This is a genomic window from Streptomyces sp. JW3 (assembly GCF_052216785.1).
Lineage (GTDB): Bacteria > Actinomycetota > Actinomycetes > Streptomycetales > Streptomycetaceae > Streptomyces.
In genome coordinates this window covers 1-26,458 of record NZ_JBQOUX010000062.1, presented here as the reverse complement: position 1 = coordinate 26,458, position 26,458 = coordinate 1, and the positions used below count along the sequence as shown (strand labels likewise).

The window sequence follows — 26,458 nt, the reverse complement described above, 5'->3', positions numbered from 1 at the left end:
CTTCTCTGCGACCATAGGGCGGCCCTCACCCTTGGTCAAGACCAATACCGGAAGCGCGCCCCGGGTCTACCCGTCGGTAGCTTTTGCTGACACTCTGTCTACGCACGTTTCCCGGACGCGCCACGACCAGGAGTGCCCATGTCCTCGACCGTCTCCTTCACCGCCCCCACCCCGCACGGCCCGCACCCCGTCACCGTCTCCTGCACCCGCGTGGGCAGCGGCGAACCGCTGCTCCTGCTGCACGGCATCGGCCACCACCGGCAGGCCTGGGACCCGGTGCTGCACATCCTGGCGACCGAGCGCGACGTCATCGCCCTCGACCTGCCCGGATTCGGCGCCTCCCCGGCGCTGCCGGCCGGCCTGCCGCACGACCTGCCGACGACGGCTGCCGTACTCACCGCGTTCTGCGCGGAACTGGGCCTGGACCGGCCGCATGTGGCGGGCAACTCGCTGGGCGGCCTGCTGGCCCTGGAACTGGGCCGCGAGAACCGCGTACGGTCGGTGACGGCCCTGTCCCCGGCCGGCTTCTGGACCGAGGCCGAACGGCGCTACGCCTTCGGTGTCCTGGCGGGCATGCGGGCCGCCGCCCGCCGTCTGCCGCTCCCGCTGGTCCAGCGGCTGTCCCGCACCGCGGCCGGCCGCACCGCCCTGACCAGCTCGATATACGCCCGTCCCGGCCGCCGTTCGCCCGAAGCGGTGGTCGCCGAGACGCTGGCGCTGGCCCACGCCGAGAGCTTCGCCGAGACCCTCCGGGCCGGCCGCGAGGTCCGCTTCACCGACGACGTCGACCGCATACCCGTCACCGTCGCCTGGGGCACCCGGGACCGGCTGCTCCTACCCCGGCAGGGCGTCCGCGCCAAGACGGTGCTCCCGCGGGCCCGGCTGATACGGCTGCCCGGCTGCGGCCACGTGCCGATGAACGACGACCCCGCGCTGGTGGCCCGGGTCCTCCTCGACGGCAGCCGGCCTCAGTCCGCCAGGGCCGCGAGCACCTCGCTCAGCACGGTCGCGTTGTAGGGCATGCTCACGTGCGGCGTGTGGTCGTCCGGGTCGATGTCCTGGAGGACGATGTTGCGGACGTACTGGCCCTCGGTCTCCGCCAGGGCGCAGGAGGTGTACGGGGTGACCACGTCGTCGTAGGCGGTGGCGATGACGGTGTGCCGGACGCCGTCGGTGGTCTCGCCCAGCTCCGCGAGTTCGCGCTGGAACGCGTGGTCGTGCTGGAGCTGCGGCCAGGCCGGCACGGTCATCGCCACCACGCCCTGTTCGACCAGCTGGACCGCACCGGGGATCTGCCGCGCGAGGTTCATCAGCCCCTGGGCGGTGATGCCGTGGTTGCTCGGACTGATGCCGACGAAGTTGTGCACCTTCGCCCCGCCGCCCAGCTTGTTCAGGTAGTAGCGCGGCATCATGCCGCCCTGCGAGAAGCCGACGATGTCGACCCGGTCCGCCTTGGTGCGGCGCAGTACCTCGTCGACGAAGTCCCGTAGCTCCTCCGCCGACTTCCTGATGTCGCCGAGGCCGAAGATCGTCGGATTCAGGTACTTGCCGTAGTCGGGGCGGAAGATGCGGTAGCCGCGCTCGCGCAGCACCGGCGCCGCGGTGGACCACGTGTAGCCGCGGTTGCCGAAGGTGCCGTGCACGAGCACCACCGGGCGGGGGTGTTCCTCGGTCAGCGGCAGGTCCCAGTCGTCCTCACCCGCCTCGACGTCGACAGCGGCGATGACCGTGGCACCGGCCACCTCTTTGAGGGCGGTCACCCGGTGGGGCAGCTCGGTGATGTCCTTGGTGAGGTCGTCGGTGTTGAGTCCGGACGGACGAGGGATTGAAAGGCCCACGGTGCTTCTCCGTTTCAGCGAGGATTTCGGCCGGCTCGAACCGGCGAACTCTCCAGCCTCCAGTCTTGCGGCCGGCCAAGTCCGTCACGATCCCTCGTGCGAGGGAAAGAATTCATTCCAACGGGCATGTGGGGATCAGCTCTTCGAGTTCGTATGGGGCACCGGACGCGCTCCCTCGGCCAGGTGCGGTGCCAGCCGGACGGTCACAGCGCGCAGCAGTCTGACGTAGGGGCTCCACCGGACCGGGCGGGCGACCTTTCCGGTCAGCTCGCGCTCGGCGCGGTCCAGGCCGCCCCGGAACACCGCGTCGTGCAGCGGCCGGAAGAGCAGCGCCCACAGCGGCCACAGCGGGGCTCGCGGCCGGACCACCAGCGTGTGGCGGAGCGTGGTCCAGCGGTCGTCCACGCGCTCGACGTCGAACTCGTGGAAGCCCGCGAAGCCCCGCGGGCCGGTGAACCGGAACCGCACCCAGCGGCCGGGCACGTAGTGGCTCACGGTGTAGCGCACCACGCCGTGCCCGCCATGGGCGCCGACGGCCAACGGCCCCTCGAACCGGATGGGCGGCCAGTCCGGCGGCCAGAGGCGGTCGTCCCGGGAGCCGAGGCCGTCGATCAGGGCCCCCACGGTTTCCGGCGGGGCGGGCAGTGCGCGTTCATGGACGTTGAGCACGGCGATCACGCGGAAGAGAATGCCGGTTGCGAAGGGACGGCGGCCATGCCCCGAAAGGGGAACGCGGACGCACTCCCCGAGCGTGCGCACCACCGCGCACGCCGTCGCACAGCGCACCGCCCGGTCGGCGGATGGCCGGATCCCGTCGTCGCGCGGGAGTGGCCGACGAGGGCCCGGCCGTGCCCCGACTCGGCCGAGCGGGCCGGAAGTTGGAGCGGTGCGGATTCCCGTTCGAGTCCTGGGGGCGAAGTCCGGCCAAAGGCCGGAAGAACGCGGGAGCGGGCGGAACCCGAGCGTAAAGACAGGTGAGGAAGGCACCAGCGGGCCGCCGGCGAAGGGGGTTGGGTCATGGCCGCACTGCCCGGCGCGTGGCACGCGCTGCTCGCCCGGCCGCCGCTGACCGGGCTGCGGGGCGATCCGGTGGCGGACGCGGCGCTGCGGGAGATGTGCCGGCTGCTGCCGGCCCGGGTGGCGCTGCACTCCCTGCGGGTGTTCCTGCTGGCCGACGCGCGAGCCCGGGTCGCCGGGACCGCTTACGACCGGGCCGGGCTGCTGGCCGCCGTCGCGTTCCACGACACCGGGCTGGTGGGCCGCGCCCCACTGGGCCAGGGCGGATTCACCGCCCGTTCCGCCGAGTTGCTCGGCCGGTTCCTGACCGGGCAGCGGGTGACCGGCGACCGCCGCCGGATGCTCATCCGGGCGGTGCGGGAGCACATGCGGCCGTTCCCCGCGCCGGACGCGGGGCCGGAGGCCCGGCTGCTGCACTTCGGTGCCTGGCTGGACGTCACCGGTCGCGGTGGCCGCCTGGTGCCCGGGGAGCGGCGGCTGCTGGCCGAACTGGCCCCGACCCCCTGGTTCGCCCTCTCCTTCTGCGCCCGGGTGGCGGCCTGCGGGCCGCGCCGGGTGCTGCCGGCCCGGCCCGCCGCCCCGCGGTGACCACCGGACCGGCGACTCGCTCCACCCGTCGCGAAAGGACCGTAGACATGCAAGAGGACCAGCGGGAATTCGATGTCGCCATCGTCGGCGGGGGCATCGGCGGGACGATGCTCGGGGCGATCCTCGCCCGGCACGGCGTCCGCACGCTGCTGCTGGAGGGCAGCGGACATCCGCGGTTCGCCATCGGGGAGTCGACCGTCCCCGAGACCACGTTCGGCCTGCGGGTGCTGGCCCGCCGCTACGACGTCCCCGAGCTCGAGCACCTGGCCACCTACGGGACGCTGCGCCGGCACGTGTCGTCGAACTGCGGGGTCAAGCGCAACTTCAGCTTCGTCTACCACCGGGAGGGCGAGTCCACCCGGGCCGAGGAGTGCACCCAGAACCCCACCTGGGGTCCGCCGCTCGGTCCCGACTCGCACTACTTCCGCCAGGACGTGGACGCCTACATGTTCCACGTCGCGGTGTCCTACGGGGTCACCGCGTACACCCACACGATGGTCGAGGACGTCAAGTTCGAGGAGGACCACGCCACTCTGGTCACCCGGGACAGGGGCAGTTTCCGGGCCTCCTACGTGGTGGACGCCGGCGGGATGCGGGCGATGCTGCCCGAGCGGCTCGGGCTGCGGCAGGAGCCGCCGTACCGGACCCGGTCGCGCACGATCTTCACGCACATGGTGGGCGTGCGGCCGTTCGACACCGTGGCGCCACCGCGCGAACAGCACAAGATGCCCAGCCCGTTCAGCCAGGGCACGCTGCACCACGTCTTCAAGGGCGGCTGGTTCTGGGTCATTCCGTTCGACAACCACTCCGCCGGGACCAGCGGGCTGTGCAGCGTCGGCGTCAATCTCGACCTCGACCTGTACCCGCGCCCCGAGGACATGTCGGCGCAGGAGGAGTTCTGGCACCACGTGGGCCGGTTCCCCAGCGTGGCCCGGCAGTTCGAGCGGGCCCGGTCGGTGCGGCCGTACGTGTCGACCGACCGGACCCAGTTCTCCTCCCAGCAGGTGGTCGGCGACCGCTGGTGCCTGCTGCCGCACGCCAGTGACTTCATCGACCCGCTGTTCTCCAGCGGTCTGTCGGTCACGGTGATGTCGCTGAACGCGCTCGGCCACCGGCTCATCGACGCGGTGCGCCGGGACGACTTCGACACCACCCGCTTCCAGTACCTGGAGCACTGGACCAAGCGCATGTTCCGGTTCTTCGACGACCTGGTCTCGTGCAGCTACATCGCCTTCGACGACTTCGACCTGTGGAACGCCTGGACCCGGGTGTGGGTCATCACCACGCTCTACGGCACCAACGCGCTGAACCAGGCCGCCGTCACCTTCGAGAAGACCCACGACACCGCCTGCTTCGACGCGCTGGAACAGCCGCCCTACCGGGGACTCCAGGGCGCCGACAACCCCTGGGTGGAGCGGCTGTTCAACCAGTCCCGGGACGCCGTCCTCGCCTACCGGGACGGCGAGCAGACCAAGGAGCGGACCATCGAGCGGATCTACGAGCTGCTGCGCGAGAGCGAGCTGAGCCCGCAGGTGTGGGGCACCCTCGACCCCGAGAACCGCTGCCCCGCCGGGTCGTTCACCCTCTGGCCGCTGACGAAGATCCTGCTGTGGGGCAAGTTCCGCTCGCCGCGGCACGTCCGGGGCGCCTACTTCACCGGGGGCGCGCGGCTGGTCGGAAAGGAGGCCGTCCAGACGTACGCCACCGAACTGCGCTCGGGCGCCACCCAGGTGCACCAGACCCTGCGCGACATGTGGATCAACTGGAACCGGGACTGGACCCGGCGGCCCGCTCCCCGCTCGGCGGCCGAACCGGCCGCGGAGTCGGCGCCGGCCCGGGACTGACCCAGGAAAATCATTTCTGCGGACGACCGGAACACCGGACCCGCACACTCCGGTTTGCGGCTCCAAAGGGTCGGGTAGGAAATGCCTGTGGCCGCCGGAAAGAATCCGGCCACCGATTCCCCTGCCTGAAACCGAGAGACAACGGGCTGCAATCCACAATGGCGCTACATTCCACCTGCCAATCGCCCGCTGCATGCTCCTGGGAAGACATTTTTCAGCACCAGGACCGCCTCATGCGGTTGGTTCGACGACGACTGCCAAGTTTTCAGGACGCCGAGGACTGTGTTCAGGAAACCATGGCCCGAGCGGCCTCGCACGCCACACTGGACAGAAATCGACTGGGTCCTTTCCTGACCTCCGTGGCGCTTCGGCTCTGCATCGACTTCTACCGTGACATAGAGCGCCGCAGCAGACTGTTGCAGCGTGCGGCACTTCTGGACTTCCCCGGCACCACCGAGGAAGACGTGTGCGACGAGGATTTCGGCAGATGGCTGCTGAGCCAGGTGGACAAATTGCGCGGCCGGGAACAGGAAGTCATACTCGCCCGTGCCGCGGGAATCTCCACGGCGGAGTTCGCCCGCATTCACAACATCTCCGTGAAAGCGGCGGAAGCCGCCTTCACCCGAGGTCGGGCACGTCTGAAAACGGCGTGTGCCAGGGCCCTCGAGGGCTGCGCACGATAACTGTCCCACGTCCCGGAAAACATTCGCGGCCGTGGGTCTGCCATCCCGTCTGCGTACACCGCAGAAAAGGAAAGGAAGCTCCTCTCATGTCCAAGAGCATCCAGGACATCATCAAGGACTTGATCGGCGATATGGCCGACAGCGGGAAGGAAGCGTTCGACGACCTCCTCGATCGCGACGACCGGGACGACCGGGACGACGACTGGGACGACTGGGGCAGGCGGAGCCGGGCCCGGTCCGCGAACCCGGTGCAGAATCTGGCCGGCCTGCCCCAGAACGCGCTGGCCGCCCTGGCCGGGCCGGGCAACCCGCTGGCCGGACTGGCCGGCGCCGGGGCGGGCGGCAACCCGCTGGCCGCGCTGGCCGGGGCGGGCGGCAATCCGCTGGCCGCGCTGGGAGCGGCGGGCGCCGGCAATCCGCTGGCCGCCCTCCAGGGCCTGAACCAGCTGGCCGGCGGGGTCGGGAACGCCGCGTCGGGCGCGGGCGACGTGATGTCGTCCATGGCCGCGCTGCCGAACCAGATCAACCAGCTCGGCCAGATGATCACGCAGTTGGTGCAGGTCCTCCAGAACAACCCGGTGGGCCAGGCGGCCGCCACGGCCGGACAGGCGGCCGCCACGGCGTCCGGCGCCGCGAAGGCGGCGGGCGACGCCGCCAAGGGCCTCACCGGGAGCGTCGGCACCGGCGCGCCCGGCTTCCAGGGCCTGGGCACCGTCGTCCCCCAGTTCTGACCAACGCCCCGCCGTCCCGCTCCGCCGGTCGTGCCGGAACCCTCCGGCCGACGGTCGCGGCCTCCGCCGTACCGATCCCGCTGTGCCGATCGAGGAGGAACGCTCACCATGCCGTCTGCCGTCGGCGACCGGCTGCGTCTCGTGGTCAAGGTGCTGGGAAGCCTCGTCGCCGACGAGGTCGGCCAGGCCACCCGCCTCAGACGCCGCAAGCGGGACACCCGGCCCCCGGTGGCGTCCGCCGAATCCCCGCACGGGATCTCGGCGGACGTCGCCGCGGGCGAACAGCGGCGTGCCAAGGCGGTGCGCCAGGCCCTGGAGAGCCTCGGTCCCTTCTACGTGAAGCTCGGCCAGATGCTCTCCACCCGGCCCGACATGGTCCCGCAGTCGATCCGGGACGAGTTGCAGAACCTGCACGACCAGGTCGACGTCCAGCCGTTCTCCGAGTTCGAGCCGGTCCTCGCGCGCGATCTGGGGGCGGACTGGAAGCTGCGCTTCGACGACATCGAGACCGTCAAACCGCTCGGTGCCGCCTCCCTGGCCCAGGTCTACCGGGTGACCCTGCCCGGCGGCCGGCCGGCCGTGGTCAAGATCCAGCGGCCCGGCATCCGCGAGGGCGTCCTCGCCGACATGGCGCTGATGCGCAAGGCGGCCAAGATCGTCGCCCGGGTCGCGCCCCGCTTCAACGAGGTCATCGACGTCGAGGCGATGCTCGGCTCGGTGTTCGACGCGATGGAACCGGAGCTGGACTTCACCGGCGAGGCCCGCAACATGGACGAGGCCCGGGAACACGTACGGGCGTTCCGCACCCTGGAGGTGCCCCGGGTGCTGCACGCCACGCCCCGGGTGCTGGTCCAGTCGCTGGCCGCGGGCGTCTCGGTGCGCCACCTCGACCCGTCGCACTTCACCGACGACGAGCGTGTCGAACTCGGCAAGGACCTGCTGCGGTTCATGTACCACGGGTACTTCGTGCACCGCTTCTTCCACGCCGATCCGCACGCGGGCAACGTCTTCGCCGCGCCCGGGGCGCCCGCGACGCTGATCGACTGGGGCATGGTCGGCCGCCTGGACCGCCGTACCAGCCTGCAACTGCTGCCCCTGTTCATGACCATCGCGCAGAACGACGGCGCCGGTCTTGCCCAGCACTGGGCGGAGATGGGCCGGGTCACGTCCTGGGCCAACATGCCGGCGTTCGCCGCCGACATGGCCGCCTTCGTACCGAAGGTCTCCCATCTGTCCCTGGAGGAGATGAACTTCGGGACGGCGCTGACCACCGTGCTGGCCAAGGCGACCCGGCGGGGCATCGGTTCGCCGCCGGCCGTCTCGCTGCTCGGCAAGTCCTTCGCCAACCTGGACGGTTCGGTGCGGCACCTGGCGCCGGAGATCACCCTGCCCGAGGTGTTCCAGGGGGAGGTGCCGCGCATCCTGCTGGCGCTCGGCCGGGAGTTCCTCGGCCGGCACCAGTTCGCCCGCAACTCAATGGAGCTGCTGCTCACCGCCGTCACCAGTCCCGAGCAGGTGCGCGGGGTGCTGGCCGACGTCGCCAACCGCCAGTTCGCGCTCAACGTGCACGAGCCGCGCACCACCGCCGCCCAGGGCGGCCGGCGCTCCGGCCACCCCTCCGGCGGTCTGCTGGCACTGGGCGCGCTGGCCTATCTGCTCGGCCGCAGCCGCTCCCGCTGAACAGCACCCGTACACCCAGCGATTCGGAGGTACCCATGACGGACACCGCAGGGCCCACGCCTTCCAGAGGTGTGCCGCTGCCCGACGGGCTCTCCAAGGTCGCCGTCTGGACGGCGGCGGCGCACGCCGCGGAGCACGGCCGCGAGGCGCCGTACGTCCGTGACCCGTGGGCCGGTGACTTCCTGCACGCGGCCGGTTTCCCGCCGGGCGGGCCGCCGGGCGACGGCCCGCTGCAGCGGCTGCTGCCCGACTGGGCGGTGGTGCGCAGCCGGTTCTTCGACGAGCACCTGCTGGCCGCGGCCGGCTCGGGCTGCCGCCAGGTGGTGCTGCTGGGCGCCGGTCTGGACACCCGGGCGTTCCGCCTGGACTGGCCGCGCGGGGTGCACGTCTTCGAGGTGGAGGACCCGGCGCTGCTGGCCTTCAAGGAGCATGTGCTCGACTGGGCCGCGCCGACCTGCGGCCGGCGCAGCACCGTCGGCGTGGACCCCACCGGCGCCTGGACCGAGGAGCTGTGCGCGGTGGGCTTCGACCCCGGGCAGCCCACCGCCTGGCTGGCGGAGACCCTCCTGTACCACCTGCCGCCGCGCGAAGCGGAGTCCGTCGTCACCACCATGACGGAGCTCTCCGCGCCGGGCAGCGTCTTCGGCGCGGAGTGCGTGAACGCCGAGGCCACCTCGTCGTCGTTCGTGACCCCGTTCCTTCAAGCGCTGTCCACCACCGGGCTCTCCTGGCAGTGGCAGCTCGCCGAACCGGAGCGCTGGTGGGCCGAGCACGGCTGGGACGCGGCGGTCGCCGACCTGTTCACCCTGCCGTACGCGGTGCAGCGGCTGGGTCCCTACCTGCCGCTGATCGGCGAGGCCGCCGCGCGGACGGTGTTCCTGACCACCGGGACGCTCGGCGCGCCGCGGTGAGTCACGTCCGCTCCAGTTCGAGCAGCGCCGACAGCCACAGGCCGGGCAGTTCGTCGGCGGTGGGCAGGTTCTCGTCGTGCACGACGGTCAGGCAGGCGGTGTCGTGCTGGCTGGTCAGGGTCACCAGGCAGCGCACGCCGTTGGCCAGCCCGGAGTAGGCGGCCGTCCAGCGCGCCGGCGCCCCCTGGTGGAGCAGCGGGGCGCCGAGCGGCACCATGCTGGCGGGGCCGGCCACCACCGAGCCGTTGACCAGGCGTACTCCGATCCGGGCGCCGATCCCCCGCGGTGTGCTGGCCATCAGTACCCGGAAGGCGTCGCGCCGGCGGCTCTCCTTCAGCCGTCGCAGCCGCGCCGCCACCAGCCGGACCGCGCCGGCCGGCGAGGGCTCGTCGCAGGGCAGCAGCAGGCGGGCGGTGACGATCCGGTTGCCGGGGGCGTGCTCCTCTCCCGGCGCCCGGACCGACATCGGCACCGCCACCGGCAGCGGCGGGTGGACCGTGCCGGTGGCCTTCAGGTGCCAGGTGCGCACGGCGCCCGCGAGGGCCGCGAGATACACGTCGTTGACGGTGGCGCCGTGCTCGCGGCCGAGGCCGCGCAGCCGGGCCAGCGGGACGGTGACGTGGCAGACGCCGGTGCGGCCGCCGACCGGACCGTCGAAGCCCGGCTTGGGGGTGGGGACACCGAAACCGGCCGCGATGTCGCCGAGGACACCGGCCAGGCCGCTCGGCGCCGGGCGGGCACCGGGCTGCCCGGCGGGCTGCGCGTCGGGGCGGTCGTCGAGCAGGGCGCGGGCCGCGTAGACGGCGCCCATGCCGTCCTGGACGGTGTGGTCGGTGCGGTAGCACAGCAGATGGCCGCCCGCCGCGCCGTGCACCAGCCATACGTCCCACAGCGGGCCGTCGCCGGTGGTCATCGGCCGGGACAGCAGCAGCCGCCCGGTCGCCGTGCCGTCGGTGTCCTCGGGCAGCCGCAGCTCCCGCACGTGCCGCTCGACGGCGAGGCCGCCGACCCGCCGGAACGTCTTGGCGCCCTGGGCGGGGCGGTAGTTGAGCGCCGGGATGCGCGGGGCGCGTTCGGCGATCCTGGCGCGCACCGAGTCAAGGGACGGCGCGGGGCCGTCGAACGCGAACACCAGCGGCAGCGGCAGCGGCCGGCCGCGCGCGGCCAGGCGGTAGGCGAGGTCCACGGTCCCCAGCGGCAGGGTCGGGGGCAGGGGGCCGTCGGTGCCTCGGCCGGAACGCAACGGTCGCATCGGGAACCTTCCTCTGGGGACGGAGAACCATGACGTACGGGGATCAGCCTGCCGTTCGCGGCGGTGTCAGCACGCGCGGCGCGTGACGAGCCCCTGCGTGTCCACGTAGGTGCGCAGCAGGCTCCGGGCCGGGCCGCGCACCGGCAGGCGGGGGGCGCGGGAGCGGTGCCAGGGCAGCGGGTCGCCGGGGTCCGGGTCGCCGAGCAGGGCGCCGGCCACGTGCGCGCCGTGCGCGACGGACAGGGCGAGGCCGTGGCCGCAGCAGCCGCCGATGTACCAGACGTCGGGGAAGCCGTCGACCGGCCCGACCACCGGCAGGTCGTCGCCGGTCATGCCGATCCGGCCGGACCAGCGGTGGGTGACGCGGACCCGGGCCAGCTCGGGGTGGAGGGAGCGCAGCCACCCCTCCAGCCAGGCCCAGGCGCGCTCCCCGCGGGCCCGCAGCCGGGGTTCGCCGAGCCCGGCCGGGACGGTCACGGTGCCGCCGCCGGCCACCACGCCCCGGTCGGGCAGCAACCGGAAGTACGGTGCCATGGGCACCGCGTCGATCACGGCGTACCCCGCGCGCCCGCCCAGTGCCTCGTACGCCGGGGCGCTCAGCGGCTCGGTGGCCACCGCGTACACCTCCAGCGGCAGGACGGTGCCGACCGGCAGGCCCACCGACTGGGCGGCGGAGTTGACCGCGAGGACCGCCTGACCGGCGTAGAGGCGGCCGTTGGGGAAGACCAGTTCGGGGCCGACCAGTTCGCCGGGGTGGACGGCGAGCAGCGGGCTGTCGCCGTAGAACCGGACGCCCTTGGCGGCGCAGGCGCGGGCCAGCGCGCAGGTCAGCGCAGCCGGGTCGAGGGTGGCGGCGGGGCGGTGCAGGAGTCCGGCGGTGTAGGGGACGCCGACCCGGTCGCGCAGGCCGGCCGCGGACAGCACCGGGACGTCCAGGCCGAGGGCGCGGCAGGCGCGGGCCTGGCGGGCGAGCGCCACCAGGCCGGCCGGGGAGCGGGCGGCCATGATCTGCTCGCCGGGCCGCAGTCCGCAGGGCACGTCGAGCCGGCCGCACAGGTCGAGGACGTCCTGTACGGCGCGGACGCTGGCCTGGTGCATCCGGCGCGCGGTGTCGGGGCCGAACCGGCGCACCGCGCGGTCGAGAGCCGGCCCGGCGCGGGGGCCGAGCAGGCCGGTGCCCCGGCCGCTGGCCCCGGCGGCCGGGCCGGTCGCGTCGACCACCGCGATGTCCAGGCCCGGCGCGCGTTCGGCCAGGTGGTAGGCGCAGGCCAGGCCCGCCAGGCCGGCCCCGACCACGGCCACGTCCGCGGTGACCACGCCGTGCAGCTGGGGCTGCGCGGGCAGTTCGGCCGGGTCCCAGCAGGGGGTGCCGGACGGCGGGCCGGTGGTCCGGTGCCGGCTCGCCGAGGGGGCGGAGCGGGGCTCGTTCACGCGGTGCCGTCCGGGGCCGGTTCGGTCAGTGCCCCAAAGCGCCGGTCGTGCCACAGCAGCGGCCGGCCGCCGCCCACGTGCACGGCCGCGACCCGGCCGACGACCAGGTGGTGGTCGCCGTAGCGGCGCACGTCCTCGGTCAGGCAGACCGACCAGGCCAGCGCGCCGGCCAGCACCGGCACGCCGAGCACCTGGCGGGTGTCGGTGCCCGCGAACCGTTCGGCGGCGGTGCTGGTGGGGGAGGCGAACCGGGCCGCCAGCTCCTGCTGTTCCTCGCGCAGCAGGTGCACGGCGAAGGCGCGCCGGGAGCGGACCGCGGCCAGCGTGCGGGAGCCGTCGCGCAGACAGGCCAGCAGCATCGGGGGGCGGGCGGAGAGCGAGGTGACGGCGGAGACGGTCATGCCCAGCGGGCCGGCCTCGCCGCGCGCGGTCACCACGGTCACGCCCGCGGCCAGTTTCGCGTACAGGCCCAGGCAGCGGGCGGCGTCCGGGCCCGGTTCGGTGCGCAGCAGCGGGTCGGTGCGGTCAGCCACGGCCTGTGGCGGCGCGCTCATCGGTCACCTCCGCTCCCAGCAGGCCCTTGACGATCTCCCCGATGAGCTGGCGCAGGGTGGCTTCGGCGACCGGGTCGAGCATCTCGGCCAGGCTCGGGATGCCCAGGTCGAACTCGGCGGTGAAGACGACCCGGGTGCCGGTGTGGTGCGGCTCGCAGCGCCAGCTGCCCGAGAAGCTCTGGAAGTCGCCGCTGGTCTGCTCGAAGACGATGGAGTGGGTGTCCGGGTGGTAGGTGTCGCGTTCGCGCCAGCGCATCAGGCCGCCGCGGAAGACCACGGCCCAGTCGGAGACCGTGGTGCCGTCCGGCAGCGGTTCCTCGACCCGGACCTCGCGGACGGTGTCGGTGAACTCGGGGTAGCGGCGGAAGTCGCTGATCCGGCGGTAGGCCTCGGCGGGTTCCACGGCGTCGGTGAGCGCGTGCAGCTGCACTTGGGGCATGAGGGGGGTCCTTTCCGGTGTGTTTCTCGGGGTTGGTGGTCAGCCGGCCATGCGGGCGGCGGTGCTGCCGAGGGCGTCGGCGAAGGTGGTGAGGAACAGGTCGAGCGCGGTGTCGTCCACCACGGCGGGCGGGGTCAGGCGCAGGACATGGGTGGAGTTGAGGGAGTGGTTGACGAGCACGCCGCGGCCGATCAGCTCCAGCAGCAGTTCGCCGACCGCCTGTTCGCGGTCGAACTCGATGCCGATCAGCAGGCCCCGGCCGCGCACCTCGCGCACCAGGGCGTCCTGGTAGGGCGCGCACACCTGGCGGACGCCGGCCAGCAGGCGCCGGCCGAGCGCGGCGGCCCGGGCCACGGTGTCCTCCCGGTCCATCGTCTCGACGGTGGCGAGCGCGGCCGCGCAGGCCAGCGGCGAGGCGCCGAAGGTGGAGGTGTGCAGGTAGGGGTCGCGGCTGAACGGGCCGTACGCCTCGGCGGTGGCGACCATCGCGGCGACCGGCACGACGCCGCCGCTGAGACCCTTGCCGACCAGCATGATGTCGGGGCGGACGCCCTCGGTGTCGATGCCCCACCAGGTGCCGAGGCGGCCCATGCCGGTCTGGATCTCGTCGACGATCAGCAGCGCGCCGTAGGTCCGGCACAGTTCGGCGACGCGGGTGAGGTAGCCGGGGCCCGGGATGCGGACGCCGGCCTCGCCCTGGACGGGTTCGAGGATCACGCAGGCGGTGTCGCGGCGGGCGGCGAGGGCCTGTTCGAGGTCGGCCGGGTCGTCGTAGGCGACCTGGGTGACGTCGGGGATCAGGGGCTGGAACGGGCTCTGGTAGGTGTCGTTGGCGGTGACGCTGAGGGCGCCGAGGGTCTTGCCGTGGAAGCCCTTGCGCATGGTGATCACGGAGTTGCGGCCGTTCGCGCGGGCCAGTTTGAGGGCGGCCTCGGTGGCCTCGGCGCCGGAGTTGACGAAGTGGACGTAGTCGAGGCCGGGCGGGGTGTGCGCGGCCAGCGCCCGGGCGGCGCGGGCGGCCACCGGTTCCAGGAAGACCCGGCTGGACAGCGGATGGCTGTCGATCTGCCGGTGCACGGCCTCGGTGACGGCGGGGTGGCGGTGGCCGAGCAGGAAGACGCCGTAGCCGCCGAAGTTGAGGAAGCGGCGGCCGTCGTCGGCGTGGATCCAGGGGCCCTCGGAGCGGATCTCGGCCATCCCGCCCATCACCCGGCCCATGACGGCGCGGCCGGAGCCGATGTGCTTGAGGTAGAGGTCGACGACGTCCTCGTCGGTGTCGGCCGGGAGGGCGGGGGCAGGGGGCGATACGGTCATGAGGCCACCTCCGTGGGGGTCTGCGCGGCGGGCCGGCGGCGCGCGGTGGAGCGGGCGGACCGGTCGTCGGACCAGCGCTCCAGGTTGCGGACCAGGGCCGCGCGGATGTCGGCGTGGGTCGGGCGGCTGCCGCAGTCCGGCTCGCCGAGGGAGCTGTCGAAGGGCAGTTCGCGCTGGAAGACCAGCAGGAGTTCGGCGTAGTACCTGAAGCGCTGGCGGACCGAGCCGGACAGCGCGGTGCCCGCCAGCATCGGCAGCAGCAGCCGGTGCACCGTCTCGACCGGGATCAGCCGGGGGCGCGGCGGCCGGGGCAGGCCGAGACGGACGGCGAACTCGGCGCAGGTGTCGGCGATCTCCCGCAGTTCGACCGCTTCCCTGCCGGCCGTGAGCCAGTACTCGCCGCCGCCGACGCCGCCGCGCACCAGGGCGCCGATGGCGCGCGAGACGTAGTCCTGCGGCACCATGTCGATCCGTGCCTCGGGGGCGCCGGGCAGCACCGGGACCTGGCCGAGCACCATCGCGCCGATCGTCTTGGTCAGGCCCTGCTCGTCGGCGATCCGGCCGGTGACCGAGTCGCCCATGACGACGGAGGGGCGGACGATGGCGCCGGGCACGCCGGAGTCCCGGGTCAGCTGCTCGGCGCGGGCCTTGGAGTCGAGGTAGGCGGCGGCGCCCGGGAAGCGCCGCCGGTCCTCCTCGGACGGCGTGTTCGCCACGAACGCGGTGCTCACCAGGTAGAACGGGGCGTCGGCGCGGGCGGCGAGGTCCAGCATGCTGTCGGTGCCGAGGGTGTTGGTACGGGCGATCTCCTCGGGCGGCAGATGCCAGTTGGTGGCGGCGCCCGAGTGGATCACCACGTCGACCCGGAGGGCGAGTTCGTACCAGGCGCGGGGGCTGAGGCCGAGGCGCGGGGCGCGCAGGTCGCCCTCGATCTGCCGGATCCGCGGGTCGCCGAGGGAGCGGTTGCGGCGCACGCAGAGCAGGTCGTAGTCGGGAGCGAGTTCGTCGATCAGCGCCCGGCCGAGCACCCCGGAGCCGCCGGTGAGCAGCAGGGTGGGGCGGGTGCCGCGCGGGCTGGGCAGGGCGCTGAGCGAGGCAGTGGGACGCGAGAGGTCTCGCGGCATGGTCGGGCTCCAAGGTCGGGTCGGTCGGGCGCTCGCGACGGGCCGGGCCGCGGCCGGTCAGGCGATGGTCAGCGGCCGGTCCGCGAGGTACGCCGAGAACGGGCCGGTCATCCGGGTGCGGGCCGGCGGGTGCAGGGCCAGGCCGTTGGCGCTGGCGGCCAGGTGGCCCACCTCGTCGGAGGTCATGAAGTTGAGGCCGCCGAGCAGTTCGACCGCGCGCGGCACGATCCGGCCGAGCGCGTCCTGCACGCCGTAGCGGGTGTACAGGGCCTGGGCGAGCGCCGATTCACCGAGGTCCCCGGAGTCGATCCGGCGGGCGACGCCCTCGGCGGTGGCCATCGCCGCCTCGGTCTCGACGAACAGCCGGACCCGCTCGTGCTCCGGGATGCGGTCGTTGAGCAGCACCCGCTCCACCAGCGCGCTGGCCGCGCCGAGGTAGCTGCCCGTCATCAGCACCTGGAACCAGATCAGTCCGGCGGTCTGGAGTTCGTCGAGGTTCTCCCCCGCGGCCGTGGCGGCGGTGCGCAGCATCAGCTCCGGCGGCACCAGCACGTCGGTGAGGGTGACCTGCTCGCTCTCCGCGCCGGCCAGGAACGCGCTGGACCAGAAGCCGCTGACGGACAGTCCCGCGCTCTCGGCGGGCACCAGCGCGATGGCGAGTTCGTCGCCCTTGCCGTCCTCGCGCGGGATCAGCACGCTGGCGGTGAGGATGTCCATCGAGTGGGCCAGGCTGCACGGGCGTTTGACGCCGTTGACCCGGATGCCGTCCGGGGTGACCTCGGCGGTCATCGACGGGTCCAGGATGCCGGTGCCGGCCCGGCCCTCGGCGAACCCGGAGGCCATGATGCGGTTGTCGGCCGCGACGCCCTCGATGAGCATCCACTCCAGGCCGTCGCCGAGGCCGCCGAGGCCGACCAGCGTGGCCATGGAGAAGTGGTGCATGGTGGTGGCCACCGCCAGGGACGGCGAGCGGCTGCCGATGGCCCGCTGGACGCGCAGCGCGTCCAGGGCGGTGGCGCCGCGCCCCCGGTGGGACTCGGGGACCAGCAGTCCCGGGCCGCCGCTGTCCCGGAACAGCCGGATGCCCGGGCTGCCCGGCCGCTCCAGTTCCATCAGCGGTGTCTCGCGCAGCGCCGGGTCGAGGTCCGGCAGCAGTTTGGCGAGGGTGGTGCGTTCACGCTCTAGGAATCGCATGGACGTGCGGTCCTCCAAGACGGGGTGGTCGGGGGCTCAGACGGCGTTGGTGGCGCGCAGCAGTTGCCAGACCGCGCCGGGGCGGGGCCGGCCGCGGAAGGCGATGTACTCCGGCAGCACCTCGTGCGGGGCCCACTTCTGCTTGTACTCGAGCTGGGAGGCGGCGGGGTAGATGACCTCGCCGTGCTCCGCCAGCCAGTGCGCGAAGCGGGTGAACAGCGGGCTGGCGCCGGGCAGTTCGTGGTCCGGGTCGAGTCCGGTGAACGGGGTGAACCCGAAGTGCAGCCAGGCGGCGCCCTCCTCGACCAGCCGTTCCATCACGGTGGCGTTGACGGCCTCCATCACCCCGGGCGGCGCGTCCGGCCGCCGTCTGCTGAGGTCGTGCAGCCAGCCGGGACGGCTGCCGTAGACCGGGGAGTAGTTGATGTAGCCGACCACCTCGCCGTCGATCCGGCCGGCGAAGAGCCGCCGGTGGCGTTGCAGCCCGCCGGTGCGCTGACCGACCAGGAACCGTAGTTCCTTGACGTGCCGGCCCTTCTGCCGCAGCCAGATCCCGTCGATGCGGTCCAGCTCGGCTTCGACGCGGTCGTCGCCGGCCTTCACCTCGACGACCTCCAGACCGGCCCGCCGGGCCCGGGAGATCTTGTTCCGCAGCCGGACGAAACGCGAGCCGCGCAGGGTGAAGCGGGACAGGTCGACGGCGTAGGAGGCGCCGATCTGGTTGACCGTGAAGCCGCCCGCCGCGTACAGCTCGGCGTCCGCCCGCTGCAACTGGATGGCGACCAGCCGCCGCCCGGCGTGCGCCACGAACGCCTCCAGCAACCGGGCCCGGTGCTCGGGCGCCGTGAAGGGCCCGCCGAACTGGAGGACGTACCGGCCCGATTTCCGGTAGGCGCAGGCGCCGTCGAACCGGTCGTCGCGGAAGTACTCGTTTCCGCTGTTGAGGGCCAGAAAGGAACTCGGGTTGTCGCTGTGCGCGGCGAGGGTGTCAAGCACGGACGGCATGCGTGCCCTCCTCGGACGGGTCGGCGGCGGACTGGGACGAATGGCCGGGGAACACCGGGCGGTGCCGTTTCTCGAATTCCGCGAATTCCGGGTCGGCGGCCGGTTCGAAGGAGACGCCGAAGGGTTTCAGGGAGTTGCCGAACAGGGCGCGGTCGCCCATGAGGTGGATCGGCAGCGCCAGCAGGGCCCACTCGGGCCGCACGAAAAGCGCCCAGGCACCGGCGATGACACCGGCCGTGACCAGGCTGTGCATCGTGTTGTAGGCGACGTAGTAGCCGCGCGCGACGCGCTGGTCGGGGCTGCGCCGGTAGGCGATCGCGCCGGGCAGATAGCCGATGACGTCGATCACCGCGAACAGCAGCACGAAAACGGCCCATCTGATGTCCGCGTGATGCTGGAAGGCGAGTACGAGCGAGACTGCCAGAAAGGCCAGCCATTCGAGTCGGGAGAGGGCGAAGGTGGTTTTCGTCTCGAACCGGTTCTTGGCGTCCACGGGCGCTCCAGGATTGCGCGGAGATGGCGCGTACGAATTCCGGGGCCGGGCAACAGCCTGCCCCCTCGCTGTGGTCTGTCACTTCTGTTTACGCGCTGTCGGCGCCAACCCCTCGTACCGCACAGGTGACTTGGGTGCTGTCACCCGCCGCAAGCGTGTCCGCTGTTCATCTCGGGTTTGCGTGCCCGCCGTCGGGTCCCAGTAGGTCTGGCGGTGCCCGATCAGTCCCTTCGCCTGGAGGCCGTATCCATGTCACCCCGTCCGCTTCCCGGCCGCCGCAGCGTGCTGCGCGGTTCCCTGGCCGCCTCGGCGGCGCTCACCCTGCCCACCGCGCTCGGCGCGGCACCGGCCTTCGCCCGCTCCGGGCGGCCGGGCGCCGGCTGGGGCGTGCAGGCGGGCGACGTGACCGCGGACTCGGGCCTGGTCTGGGTACGGTCCGACCGGCCGGCCCGCATGATCGTGGAGACCTCCGCGACCGAGTCGTTCCGCGACCCGCGCCGCTGGCAGGGCCCGCTGCTGGGCTCCGGCACCGACTTCACCGGCACCATCCGGGTGCGCGGGCTGCCCGCCGGTGAGCAGATCCACTACCGGGTGCTGCTGGCCGACCCGGACGACCCGCGGCGCACCGGTGAGCCGGTCACCGGCACCTTCCGGACCGCCTCCGCCAGTCGCCGCGACGGCGTGCGCTTCGTGTGGTCCGGCGACCAGGCGGGGCAGGGCTGGGGCATCAACCCGGACATCGGCGGCTACCGCATCTACGACGCGATGGGGAAGCTCGACCCCGACTTCTTCCTGTGCAGCGGCGACAACATCTACGCCGACGGACCCATACCGTCGACCCAGGCCCTGCCCGACGGCAGCACGTACCGGAACATCACCACCGAGGAGAAGTCGAAGGTGGCCGAGACGCTGAACGAGTTCCGCGGCGCCTTCCGCTACAACCTGCTCGACGACAACCTGCGCCGGTTCAACGCCCAGGTCCCCTCGATCATCCAGTGGGACGACCACGAGGTGCGCAACAACTGGTACCCGGGCGAGATCATCACGGACAGCGCGTACACGGTCAAGGACGTGGACGTGCTCGCCGCCCGGGCCCGGCGCGCGTTCGCCGAGTACTTCCCGATCTCCACCCTGAAGCCGGGCGCCCGACAGGGGCGGGTGCAGCGCGTGCTGCGCCAGGGGCCGCTGCTCGACGTCTTCGTCCTGGACATGCGGACCTACCGCAACGCCAACTCCCCCGACGACCAGAGCACCGACCCGCAGGGCATCCTGGGCCGCGAGCAGCTGGAGTGGCTGAAGCGGGAGCTGTCCCGCTCGCGGGCGGTGTGGAAGGTGATCGCGGCCGACATGCCGATCGGTCTGGTGGTGCCGGACGCCACCGAGGGGAAGGCCAACTTCGAGGCGATCGCGCAGGGCGACCCGGGCGTCCCGCTCGGCCGTGAGCTCCAGATCGCCGAGCTGCTGCGGTTCGTCAAGCACCGGCGGATCACCGGCACGGTGTGGCTGACCGCCGACGTGCACCACACCTCGGCACAGCACTACCAGCCGTCGCGGGCCGCCTTCACCGACTTCGAGCCGTTCTGGGAGTTCGTCTCCGGGCCGCTGAACGCGGGCGCGTTCCCGGCCAGCGCGCTGGACGGCACCTTCGGCCCGGAGCGGGTCTTCGTGAAGGCGCCGACCGCCTCGAACGTCTCGCCCGCCGAGGGCTACCAGTTCTTCGGCGAGGTCGACATCGACGGGGACAGCGCCGAGCTGACGGTGCGGCTGCGGGAGCAGGACGGCACCGTGCTGTTCACCAAGGTGCTCCAGCCGGGCCGGGTGGGGCAGTAACTCCCGTACCCTTCAGGGGTGTCGCGCACTGGAGTCATCCCCCGGTGCGCGACCCCGCAGGTCGGGACAGGGGCAAGAGAGCGTCCTGCAAAAACAGGGCAAAAGCACTCTTTACCCATCGGACACAAGGCGTTCGTGATCACGCAACACCGTTCCTTCACAGTGGCTGCATGAGTCGAGACATGTCCCACGCGGCACACCACACCGAGCAGAACCGTCCCGCCCCCCGCCGCAAGGCGGTGGCGAGCCTGTGGACACGCTGGTCACGACGCCACGGTCACGCACCGCCGCCGGACGAGGCCGGCGCCCGGCCGCCGTCCGCGGCCGGCGCCGAGGCCGCGCCCGGCGTCGAGGACAGCGCGCTGTGGCGGATGCGGACCACGGTGCGCGACGAGCCCGGGTCGCTGGCCGCGCTGTGCACGGCCCTCGCCGCACTGCGGGTGGACATCCTCAGCCTCCAGACCCACCCGCTGGCCGACGGCACGGTGGACGAGTTCCTGCTGCGCGCGCCGGGCGCGCTGGCCGTCGCCGACCTGAGCGGGGCGGTGACGGCCGCCGGCGGCAGCGCCACCTGGTGCGAGCGGGCCGACGCGCACGACCTGGTCGACGCCCCCACCCGGGTACTGGGCCTGGCCACCCGCACCGCCGTGGATGCCGCCGAACTCCCCCTGGCCCTGCGTCAGTTGCTGGGCCGCTGCACGATCCGCTCACTGCCCGCCCCGGCGGCGGCCGAGGTCCCCGCGGAAGGCGTCCTGGAAGAGACGGGGATGCGGCTGCGCACGCCCGAGGGCGGCGTGATCGGCATCGAGCGGCCGTATCTGCCGTTCACCCCGACGGAGTTCGCCCGCGCCCGGGCCCTGGTCGAACTGGACGCCCGGCTCGGCCCCCGGGTGCCGCGCGGCCAGGACGTACTGACGCTGCCCGAGGGCGACGACATCACCGTCGGCCGCGCCGACACCGGCGACCTGGAAGCGGCGAAGGCGATGCACGGCCGGTGCTCCCCGGGGACTCTCCGGCTGCGCTACCACGGCCCGGTCGGCGACGCGGACCGCTACCTCAACCACCTCCTCAGCCCCCGCTACGGCCGCACCCTCGCCGTACGCACCGCCACCGGCCGGATCGTCGGCCTCGGCCACCTGCTGTGGGACGGCGACGAGACCGAGGTCGCCCTGCTGGTCGAGGACGCCTGGCAGCGCCGCGGCATCGGCGCCGAACTCCTCGGCCGACTGGTGGCGATGGCCGCCGAGACCGGCTGCGAGTCCGTCTACGCCGTGACCCAGGCGTCCAACACCGGCATGGTCACCGCCATGCGCGGCCTGGGCCTCCCGCTCGACTACCAGATCGAGGAGGGCACCCTGGTCATCACGGCCCGCCTGGAGCCGGCCGCGGTCGCGGGACGGCGGCTGGACGGGGAGCGGATCGGCCGGGAGTAGCGCCACGCCGTGAGCGAAATCGGACCGCCGGCGCGCACAGCCCGCCGCACCGGGCTGACGCGGCACCGGCATCCGTACGAGGATGTCCGCATGTCAGACACACAGAGCCCGCTGCCCCGCGAGGTCGCCGACGCCTACGTCGACGAGCTCATCGCCCTCGACCCGGTCACCGGTACGTATCTGGGCGTGCCGGAGAGTTCCAGTCGGCTGCCCGACTTCTCGCCCGCGGGCCAGGAGGCTCTGGCCGAGCTGGCACGGACCACGCTGGCCCGGCTGGACGCGGCGGAGCGGCGGCCCGGCGGGGACAGTGACGTGGAGCGGCGCTGCGCCCGGCTGCTGCGCGAGCGGCTGACCGCCGAGCTGGCCGTGCACGAGGCCCAGGAGGGGCTGCGTTCGGTCGGCAACATGGGCACCGCCGCGCACAGTGTGCGGGAGGTGTTCACGGTGACGCCGACGGAGACCGAGGAGGACTGGGCGCGGATCGCCGAGCGGCTGCGTGCGGTGCCGGACGCGCTGGCCGGTTACCGCGCCTCCCTCGCGCTGGGCCTGGAGCGCGGGCTGCGCGCCGCGCCGCGGCCGACCGCCACCTTCGTCGGGCAGCTCGGCGAGTGGGCGGACACCGGCGAGGGCCGCGGCTGGTTCGAGGACTTCGCGGCCGCCGGGCCCGAGCCGCTGCGCGCGGAGCTGGACGCGGCGGCCCGGGCGGCGACCGGGGCCGTGGTGGAGCTGCGGGACTGGATGCGGGACGGGTACGCGCCCGCCGTCGAGGGCGCGCCGGACACCGTCGGCCGGGAGCGGTACGCCCGCTGGGCGCGCTACTACAACGGCACCGATCTGGACCTGGACGAGGCGTACGCGTACGGCTGGGCCGAGTACCACCGGCTGCTGGCCGAGATGCGGACGGAGGCGGCGAAGATCCTGCCGGGGGCCGCGACGCCGTGGGAGGCGCTGGCCCACCTCGACGAGCACGGGCGGCACATCGAGGGCGTGGACGAGGTCCGCGAGTGGCTCCAGGGCCTGATGGACCAGGCCATCGAGGCGCTGGACGGCACGCACTTCGAACTGGCCGAGCGGGTCCGCAAGGTGGAGTCGCGGATCGCGCCGCCCGGCAGCGCGGCGGCGCCCTACTACACCGAGCCGTCGGAGGACTTCTCCCGGCCGGGCCGCACCTGGCTGCCGACGATGGGGCAGACCCGGTTCCCGGTCTACGACCTGGTCTCCACCTGGTACCACGAGGGCGTGCCGGGCCACCACCTCCAGCTCGCCCAGTGGACGCACGTCGCGGGCGACCTCTCCCGCTACCAGGCGTCGGTGGGCATGGTCAGCGCCAACGCCGAGGGCTGGGCGCTGTACGCGGAGCGGCTGATGGACGAGCTGGGTTTCCTCACCGACGCCGAGACCCGGCTCGGGTACCTGGACGCGCAGATGATGCGGGCGGTCCGGGTCATCGTCGACATCGGCATGCATCTGGAGCTTGAGATCCCGGCCGACTCGCCGTTCCACCCGGGCGAGCGGTGGACGCCGAAGCTGGCGCAGGAGTTCTTCGGCGCGCACAGCAGCCGGCCGGCCGACTTCGTGGAGAGCGAGCTGACCCGGTACCTGACGATCCCGGGCCAGGCGATCGGCTACAAGCTCGGTGAGCGGGCCTGGCTGCTGGGCCGGGAGAAGGCCCGCGCGCGGCACGGGGACTCCTTCGACCTCAAGGCGTGGCACATGGCCGCGCTGTCGCAGGGCTCGCTGGGCCTGGACGACCTGGTGGACGAGCTGGCGCGGCTGTGAGGGCGGGGGCGCCCGGCGCCGTCAGCGGCGTCAGCGGCGGCGGTGCCGTCATCGCCGTCAGCGCCGGAACCCGCCCTCGCTGTCGATGACCTGACCGGTGATCCAGTCCGCCTCGTCCGTGGCCAGCCACCCGATGAGGCGGGCCGGGTCGTCGGGCCTGCCCCAGCGCCCGGCGGGGAACATCGCGGCGACGGCCTCGTACGCCTCGCCGGTGAGGTAACCGGTGTCGACCGGACCGGGGTTGACCGTGTTCACGGTCACGGCGTGCTCCGCCAGGGTCGTCGCGAGCGACCGGGTGACGGAGGCCAGCGCGCCCTTCTGGAGGGCGTAGGCGATCTCGCCCGGCATGCCGCCGGCGATGTCCTGCCCGGACGTCATCATCATGACGCGTCCGCCGGGGAGGCGCGGCGGGAGCGCGGCGCGCCGACGGGCGTACGCCTGGATCAGCAGCAGGACGGAACGGGTGTCGACGGCCCAGTGCGCGTCGAGCATCGCGGCGTCGATCCGGTCCAGGGTGCCGTCGCTGCCGCTGAGGGCGTGGTTGGCGACCAGGATGTCGAGCCGGCCGCCGAGCGCCTCGGCGGCGGTGGCGACGAGGGCGCCGGGTGCGGCCGGGTCGGTGAGGTCGCCGGGGCCATCCAGTACCTGGGCGTCCGGGGCACCGGCCGCCGCGCGGACGGAGCCGAGCACGTCCTCGGTCCGGTCGGCGCCCCAGGGCATGGCGGCGTCGTGCGGCACGTGGTGGTGCAGATAGACGCTCGCTCCATGGGCGGCGAGCCGGCGCGCCACCGCGTGGCCGATGCCGTCGCGGCGGCTGGCTCCGGTGACGAGCGCGGTCCGGCCGCGCAGGGGCAGGGGGTCGCGGCGGAGGTTCTCGGGCTCGGGGTGCGGCAGTCGGGGCATGGCCGACCATGATGGTCGGCCGGGCGGGCCGACGCACACGGATATCTCGCGCATCTCGTGGGCGTGCCCCGCCCGCCGGTCGGCCAGTCCGCCGGTCGCTCAGGCGGTCTGGTCGGTCCGCCGGTCAGGCGGCGGTCAGGCGGTCAGCCGGCGCAGCTGCACCAGGGCCAGCCAGGTTTCCGGGCCGGGGCGGGTGTGAGCCGTGCGGACCGCGTACCGGCCGGGTGCCAGGGGGACGCGGACGTGGTCGGTGCGCTCGCAGGCGCCGCCCGGCCAGGCCGCGTCGAACAGCACCACCGGGCCGGGCACCCGCCAGTTCGTCTCCGGGCCCCACTCGGCGGTGCGGAGCGCCTCGGGCACGCTCGCCAGCAGTTCCCGTTCGTCGTCGCCGGCGCACCAGCGGACGAAGGTGCCGTGCTCGGGCAGGAACGCGGTCGCGGCGGGTTCGTCGCCGAGGACCAGGGCCGTGGTGTCGCCGACCGGGAGGAACCCGGCCTGTCCGTCGACCTCGCAGGCCCGGTCGTAGTCGGAGGCGGTCTCCTCGCCGTCGGCGCCGGCCCAGAACGGCAGGACCGTCTCCGGTACCGCTATGAGCGGCCCGCCGCCCGACTCGACCCAGTTCACCGTGCCCGGCTCCGCGTATCGCACCATGCGGCAGAACCTACACGTCCCTCAACAGCCGCAGTCCGCCGCGTCGGTGGGAGCGGTGAGTCCGTCCGCGGCGCGGCGTTCGGCGCCCTCCCAGGTCTCGTACCCAAGCCCCTCCCGCACCCAGTACTCGAAGCCGCCGAGCATCTCCTTGACCCGGTAGCCGAGTTCGGCGAGGGCGAGGGCGGAGCGGGTGGCGCCGTCGCAGCCGGGGCCCCAGCAGTAGGTGACGACGGGGACGTTCCGGTCGAGGAGCCGCTCGGCCTGTTCGGGGATCAACGCGGTCGGCAGGTGGACGGCGCCCGGCACATGGCCCTGGTCCCAGGACGCGGTGGACCGGGAGTCCACGACCACGAACCCCGGATCGCCGCCGGCCGCGAGCGCGGCGCCCACGTCGGCCACGTCGGTGTGGAAGGCGAGGCGCGAACGGAAGTAGGCGGCGGCCTCGGCGGGCGGGGCGGGGGCGGGGGTGACGGTCATGGTCCGGCCTTCCTGAATGGGTTCCCGAATTGGCTCCCGAATGGGTTGCTGACCGGAAATCTACGGGCGCCAGGCCCCGTCCAGAAGGCATGATCCCCGGCGTGCGACTTGCCCGGCCGGGGATTCCCCTGCTATTTCTGCCGCATGACCGTGTATTCCCCGGACGCCACCGACTGGCGCATTCTGGACGTCCTTCAGCGGGACGGCCGGGCGAGTTTCGCCGAGCTGGCCCGGGCCGTCTCCATGTCCGCGAGCGCGGTGACCGAGCGGGTGCGCCGGCTGGAGGAGGCCGGCGTCATCCAGGGGTACGCGGCCGTCGTCGACCCCGACCGGCTGGGCCTGCCGATCCTGGCCTTCGTCCGGCTGCGCTACCCGACCGGCAACTACAAGCCGTTCCACGACCTGGTCGCCGTCACCCCCGAGATCCTGGAGGCGCACCACGTCACCGGCGACGACTGCTTCGTCATCAAGGTCGCGGCCCGTTCGATGCGGCACCTGGAGGAGGTGTCCGGGCGGATCGGCGCGCTCGGCTCGGTGACGACGAGCGTCGTCTACTCCTCGCCGCTGCCCCGCCGCCCGGTGGGCCGCTGACACCGCCGCCCGGCATCCGCGGACCGCGACCGCGCCGACCGTCACCCGTCCCGCTGCCGCAGCACCGACCCGGTCCGGGACTTGACCACCTCCAACTGGGCGTGCACGCGCCGTCTGAGGTCGGCGACATGGCTGACGATGCCGACGCTGCGGTCCCGTTCGCGCAGCGAGTCCAGGACGTCCAGGACCTCGTCGAGGGTCTGGTCGTCGAGGCTGCCGAAGCCCTCGTCGATGAACAGGGTGTCCAGCCGGACCCCGCCGGTCTCGTCGGTGACGACGTCGGCGAGGCCGAGGGCGAGGGCGAGGGAGGCGAAGAAGGTCTCGCCGCCCGACAGCGTCGCCGTGTCCCGCTCCCGGCCGGTCCAGGCGTCCACGACGTGCAGGCCGAGGCCGCTGCGGCCGCGCCCGGCCCGGTCGTCGGAGTGGACCAGGGTGTAGCGCCCGGAGGACATCCGCCGCAGCCGTACCGTCGCGGCGGCGGCGACCTGCTCCAGGCGGGCGGCCAGGACGTACGCCTCCAGCCGCATCCGGCGTTCGTTGTCCGCCGAGGTGCCCGCGGCCAGGCCGGCCAGCCGGGCCACCCGGTCGTACTCCTCGCGCAGCGGGGCGAGCCGGCGGGCGGCGGCGGTGGCCCGCTCGGAGAGCCGGTCGAGTTCGGCGCAGCGCCGGGCGGCGGCGTCCCGCGCGGAGGCGGCC

26 protein-coding genes are annotated in these 26,458 nt (G+C 73.3%); 11 read left to right on the top strand and 15 right to left on the bottom strand.

The features are described from left to right. The first annotated feature begins 138 nt into the window (after positions 1–138). Positions 139–1,017, top strand: a complete 879-nt coding sequence (locus ACTT8P_RS23795) for an alpha/beta fold hydrolase (protein ID WP_442833745.1) — start codon at positions 139–141, stop codon at positions 1,015–1,017. On the opposite strand, the gene ACTT8P_RS23790 is transcribed toward ACTT8P_RS23795, so the two are convergent. Together ACTT8P_RS23790 and ACTT8P_RS23785 are read right to left on the bottom strand one after the other, a co-directional pair. Next, positions 969–1,838 (bottom strand): esterase/lipase family protein, encoded by an 870-nt coding sequence (locus ACTT8P_RS23790; protein WP_442833744.1) that lies wholly within the window; start codon positions 1,836–1,838, stop codon positions 969–971. The genes ACTT8P_RS23795 and ACTT8P_RS23790 overlap by 49 nt on opposite strands. A gap of 135 nt (positions 1,839–1,973) precedes the next feature. Continuing rightward, positions 1,974–2,513 carry an SRPBCC family protein gene (locus ACTT8P_RS23785; protein WP_442833769.1) on the bottom strand — a complete coding sequence of 180 codons (540 nt, stop codon included), beginning with the start codon at positions 2,511–2,513 and terminating at the stop codon, positions 1,974–1,976. 342 nt (positions 2,514–2,855) lie between these two features. On the opposite strand from ACTT8P_RS23785, the gene ACTT8P_RS23780 reads away from it, so the two are divergent. The 6 genes from ACTT8P_RS23780 to ACTT8P_RS23755 all read left to right on the top strand — a co-directional run bounded on the left by ACTT8P_RS23780 (position 2,856) and on the right by ACTT8P_RS23755 (position 9,292). Beyond that, positions 2,856–3,443: a hypothetical protein gene (locus tag ACTT8P_RS23780; RefSeq protein ID WP_442833743.1), complete on the top strand. Its 588-nt coding sequence runs from the start codon at positions 2,856–2,858 to the stop codon at positions 3,441–3,443. A gap of 47 nt (positions 3,444–3,490) precedes the next feature. Then, a complete protein-coding gene (locus tag ACTT8P_RS23775; RefSeq protein ID WP_442833742.1) occupies positions 3,491–5,287 on the top strand; it encodes an NAD(P)/FAD-dependent oxidoreductase in 1,797 nt (598 codons plus the stop codon). Positions 5,288–5,445: 158 nt separating this feature from the next. Beyond that, the gene (locus tag ACTT8P_RS23770; protein ID WP_442833741.1) at positions 5,446–5,970 is read left to right on the top strand and encodes an RNA polymerase sigma factor; all 525 of its coding nucleotides are present in this window, start codon (positions 5,446–5,448) and stop codon (positions 5,968–5,970) included. Between the two features lie 86 nt (positions 5,971–6,056). Next, positions 6,057–6,701 (top strand): hypothetical protein, encoded by a 645-nt coding sequence (locus ACTT8P_RS23765; RefSeq protein WP_442833740.1) that lies wholly within the window; start codon positions 6,057–6,059, stop codon positions 6,699–6,701. 108 nt (positions 6,702–6,809) lie between these two features. Next, positions 6,810–8,381 carry an ABC1 kinase family protein gene (locus ACTT8P_RS23760; protein WP_442833739.1) on the top strand — a complete coding sequence of 524 codons (1,572 nt, stop codon included), beginning with the start codon at positions 6,810–6,812 and terminating at the stop codon, positions 8,379–8,381. A gap of 35 nt (positions 8,382–8,416) precedes the next feature. Next, positions 8,417–9,292 carry an SAM-dependent methyltransferase gene (locus tag ACTT8P_RS23755; RefSeq protein ID WP_442833738.1) on the top strand — a complete coding sequence of 292 codons (876 nt, stop codon included), beginning with the start codon at positions 8,417–8,419 and terminating at the stop codon, positions 9,290–9,292. Between the two features lies 1 nt (position 9,293). Here the strand turns inward: ACTT8P_RS23755 and ACTT8P_RS23750 are convergent, their stop codons facing one another. The 9 genes from ACTT8P_RS23750 to ACTT8P_RS23710 form a co-directional block, all read right to left on the bottom strand. Then, positions 9,294–10,544 carry a wax ester/triacylglycerol synthase domain-containing protein gene (locus ACTT8P_RS23750; RefSeq protein WP_442833737.1) on the bottom strand — a complete coding sequence of 417 codons (1,251 nt, stop codon included), beginning with the start codon at positions 10,542–10,544 and terminating at the stop codon, positions 9,294–9,296. A gap of 66 nt (positions 10,545–10,610) precedes the next feature. Next, on the bottom strand, positions 10,611–11,975 hold the full coding sequence (locus ACTT8P_RS23745; RefSeq protein WP_442833736.1) for an NAD(P)/FAD-dependent oxidoreductase: 1,365 nt from the start codon (positions 11,973–11,975) through the stop codon (positions 10,611–10,613). Beyond that, the gene (locus tag ACTT8P_RS23740; RefSeq protein ID WP_442833735.1) at positions 11,972–12,529 is read right to left on the bottom strand and encodes a flavin reductase family protein; all 558 of its coding nucleotides are present in this window, start codon (positions 12,527–12,529) and stop codon (positions 11,972–11,974) included. The genes ACTT8P_RS23745 and ACTT8P_RS23740 overlap by 4 nt, the downstream gene beginning before the upstream one ends. Then, positions 12,501–12,968 carry an aromatase/cyclase gene (locus ACTT8P_RS23735; RefSeq protein WP_442833734.1) on the bottom strand — a complete coding sequence of 156 codons (468 nt, stop codon included), beginning with the start codon at positions 12,966–12,968 and terminating at the stop codon, positions 12,501–12,503. Before ACTT8P_RS23735 ends, ACTT8P_RS23740 begins: the two co-directional genes overlap by 29 nt. A 39-nt stretch (positions 12,969–13,007) precedes the next feature. Then, positions 13,008–14,282, bottom strand: a complete 1,275-nt coding sequence (locus ACTT8P_RS23730; RefSeq protein ID WP_442833733.1) for an aspartate aminotransferase family protein — start codon at positions 14,280–14,282, stop codon at positions 13,008–13,010. After that, positions 14,279–15,406 (bottom strand): SDR family oxidoreductase, encoded by a 1,128-nt coding sequence (locus tag ACTT8P_RS23725; protein WP_442833732.1) that lies wholly within the window; start codon positions 15,404–15,406, stop codon positions 14,279–14,281. Before ACTT8P_RS23725 ends, ACTT8P_RS23730 begins: the two co-directional genes overlap by 4 nt. Before the next feature lie 57 nt (positions 15,407–15,463). Beyond that, on the bottom strand, positions 15,464–16,600 hold the full coding sequence (locus ACTT8P_RS23720) for an acyl-CoA dehydrogenase (protein ID WP_442833731.1): 1,137 nt from the start codon (positions 16,598–16,600) through the stop codon (positions 15,464–15,466). A 36-nt stretch (positions 16,601–16,636) separates the two neighbouring features. After that, complete coding sequence (locus tag ACTT8P_RS23715) at positions 16,637–17,605, bottom strand: bifunctional lysylphosphatidylglycerol flippase/synthetase MprF (RefSeq protein ID WP_442833730.1); 969 nt, start codon at positions 17,603–17,605, stop codon at positions 16,637–16,639. Further along, positions 17,589–18,098: a hypothetical protein gene (locus ACTT8P_RS23710; protein WP_442833729.1), complete on the bottom strand. Its 510-nt coding sequence runs from the start codon at positions 18,096–18,098 to the stop codon at positions 17,589–17,591. Before ACTT8P_RS23710 ends, ACTT8P_RS23715 begins: the two co-directional genes overlap by 17 nt. 249 nt (positions 18,099–18,347) lie before the next feature. On the opposite strand from ACTT8P_RS23710, the gene ACTT8P_RS23705 reads away from it, so the two are divergent. The 3 genes from ACTT8P_RS23705 to ACTT8P_RS23695 all read left to right on the top strand — a co-directional run bounded on the left by ACTT8P_RS23705 (position 18,348) and on the right by ACTT8P_RS23695 (position 23,140). After that, positions 18,348–19,928 carry an alkaline phosphatase D family protein gene (locus tag ACTT8P_RS23705; RefSeq protein ID WP_442833728.1) on the top strand — a complete coding sequence of 527 codons (1,581 nt, stop codon included), beginning with the start codon at positions 18,348–18,350 and terminating at the stop codon, positions 19,926–19,928. A 182-nt stretch (positions 19,929–20,110) separates the two neighbouring features. Further along, complete coding sequence (locus tag ACTT8P_RS23700; protein ID WP_442833768.1) at positions 20,111–21,361, top strand: GNAT family N-acetyltransferase; 1,251 nt, start codon at positions 20,111–20,113, stop codon at positions 21,359–21,361. Between the two features lie 90 nt (positions 21,362–21,451). Continuing rightward, positions 21,452–23,140: a DUF885 domain-containing protein gene (locus tag ACTT8P_RS23695; protein WP_442833727.1), complete on the top strand. Its 1,689-nt coding sequence runs from the start codon at positions 21,452–21,454 to the stop codon at positions 23,138–23,140. A gap of 57 nt (positions 23,141–23,197) precedes the next feature. Here the strand turns inward: ACTT8P_RS23695 and ACTT8P_RS23690 are convergent, their stop codons facing one another. From ACTT8P_RS23690 to ACTT8P_RS23680, 3 genes are all read right to left on the bottom strand, one after another. Continuing rightward, positions 23,198–24,043, bottom strand: coding sequence for an SDR family oxidoreductase (locus ACTT8P_RS23690; RefSeq protein WP_442833726.1), 846 nt, complete (start codon positions 24,041–24,043; stop codon positions 23,198–23,200). A gap of 135 nt (positions 24,044–24,178) precedes the next feature. Beyond that, the gene (locus ACTT8P_RS23685) at positions 24,179–24,694 is read right to left on the bottom strand and encodes an immunity 21 family protein (RefSeq protein WP_442833725.1); all 516 of its coding nucleotides are present in this window, start codon (positions 24,692–24,694) and stop codon (positions 24,179–24,181) included. A 21-nt stretch (positions 24,695–24,715) separates the two neighbouring features. After that, on the bottom strand, positions 24,716–25,171 hold the full coding sequence (locus tag ACTT8P_RS23680) for a rhodanese-like domain-containing protein (RefSeq protein ID WP_442833724.1): 456 nt from the start codon (positions 25,169–25,171) through the stop codon (positions 24,716–24,718). Positions 25,172–25,315: 144 nt separating this feature from the next. Between ACTT8P_RS23680 and ACTT8P_RS23675 the strand changes: the two genes are divergently transcribed. Continuing rightward, positions 25,316–25,762 carry an Lrp/AsnC family transcriptional regulator gene (locus ACTT8P_RS23675; RefSeq protein ID WP_442833723.1) on the top strand — a complete coding sequence of 149 codons (447 nt, stop codon included), beginning with the start codon at positions 25,316–25,318 and terminating at the stop codon, positions 25,760–25,762. Positions 25,763–25,803: 41 nt separating this feature from the next. Here the strand turns inward: ACTT8P_RS23675 and ACTT8P_RS23670 are convergent. Then, positions 25,804–26,458: SbcC/MukB-like Walker B domain-containing protein (locus ACTT8P_RS23670; protein ID WP_442833722.1), on the bottom strand; the 655-nt coding region annotated here is incomplete at its 5' end.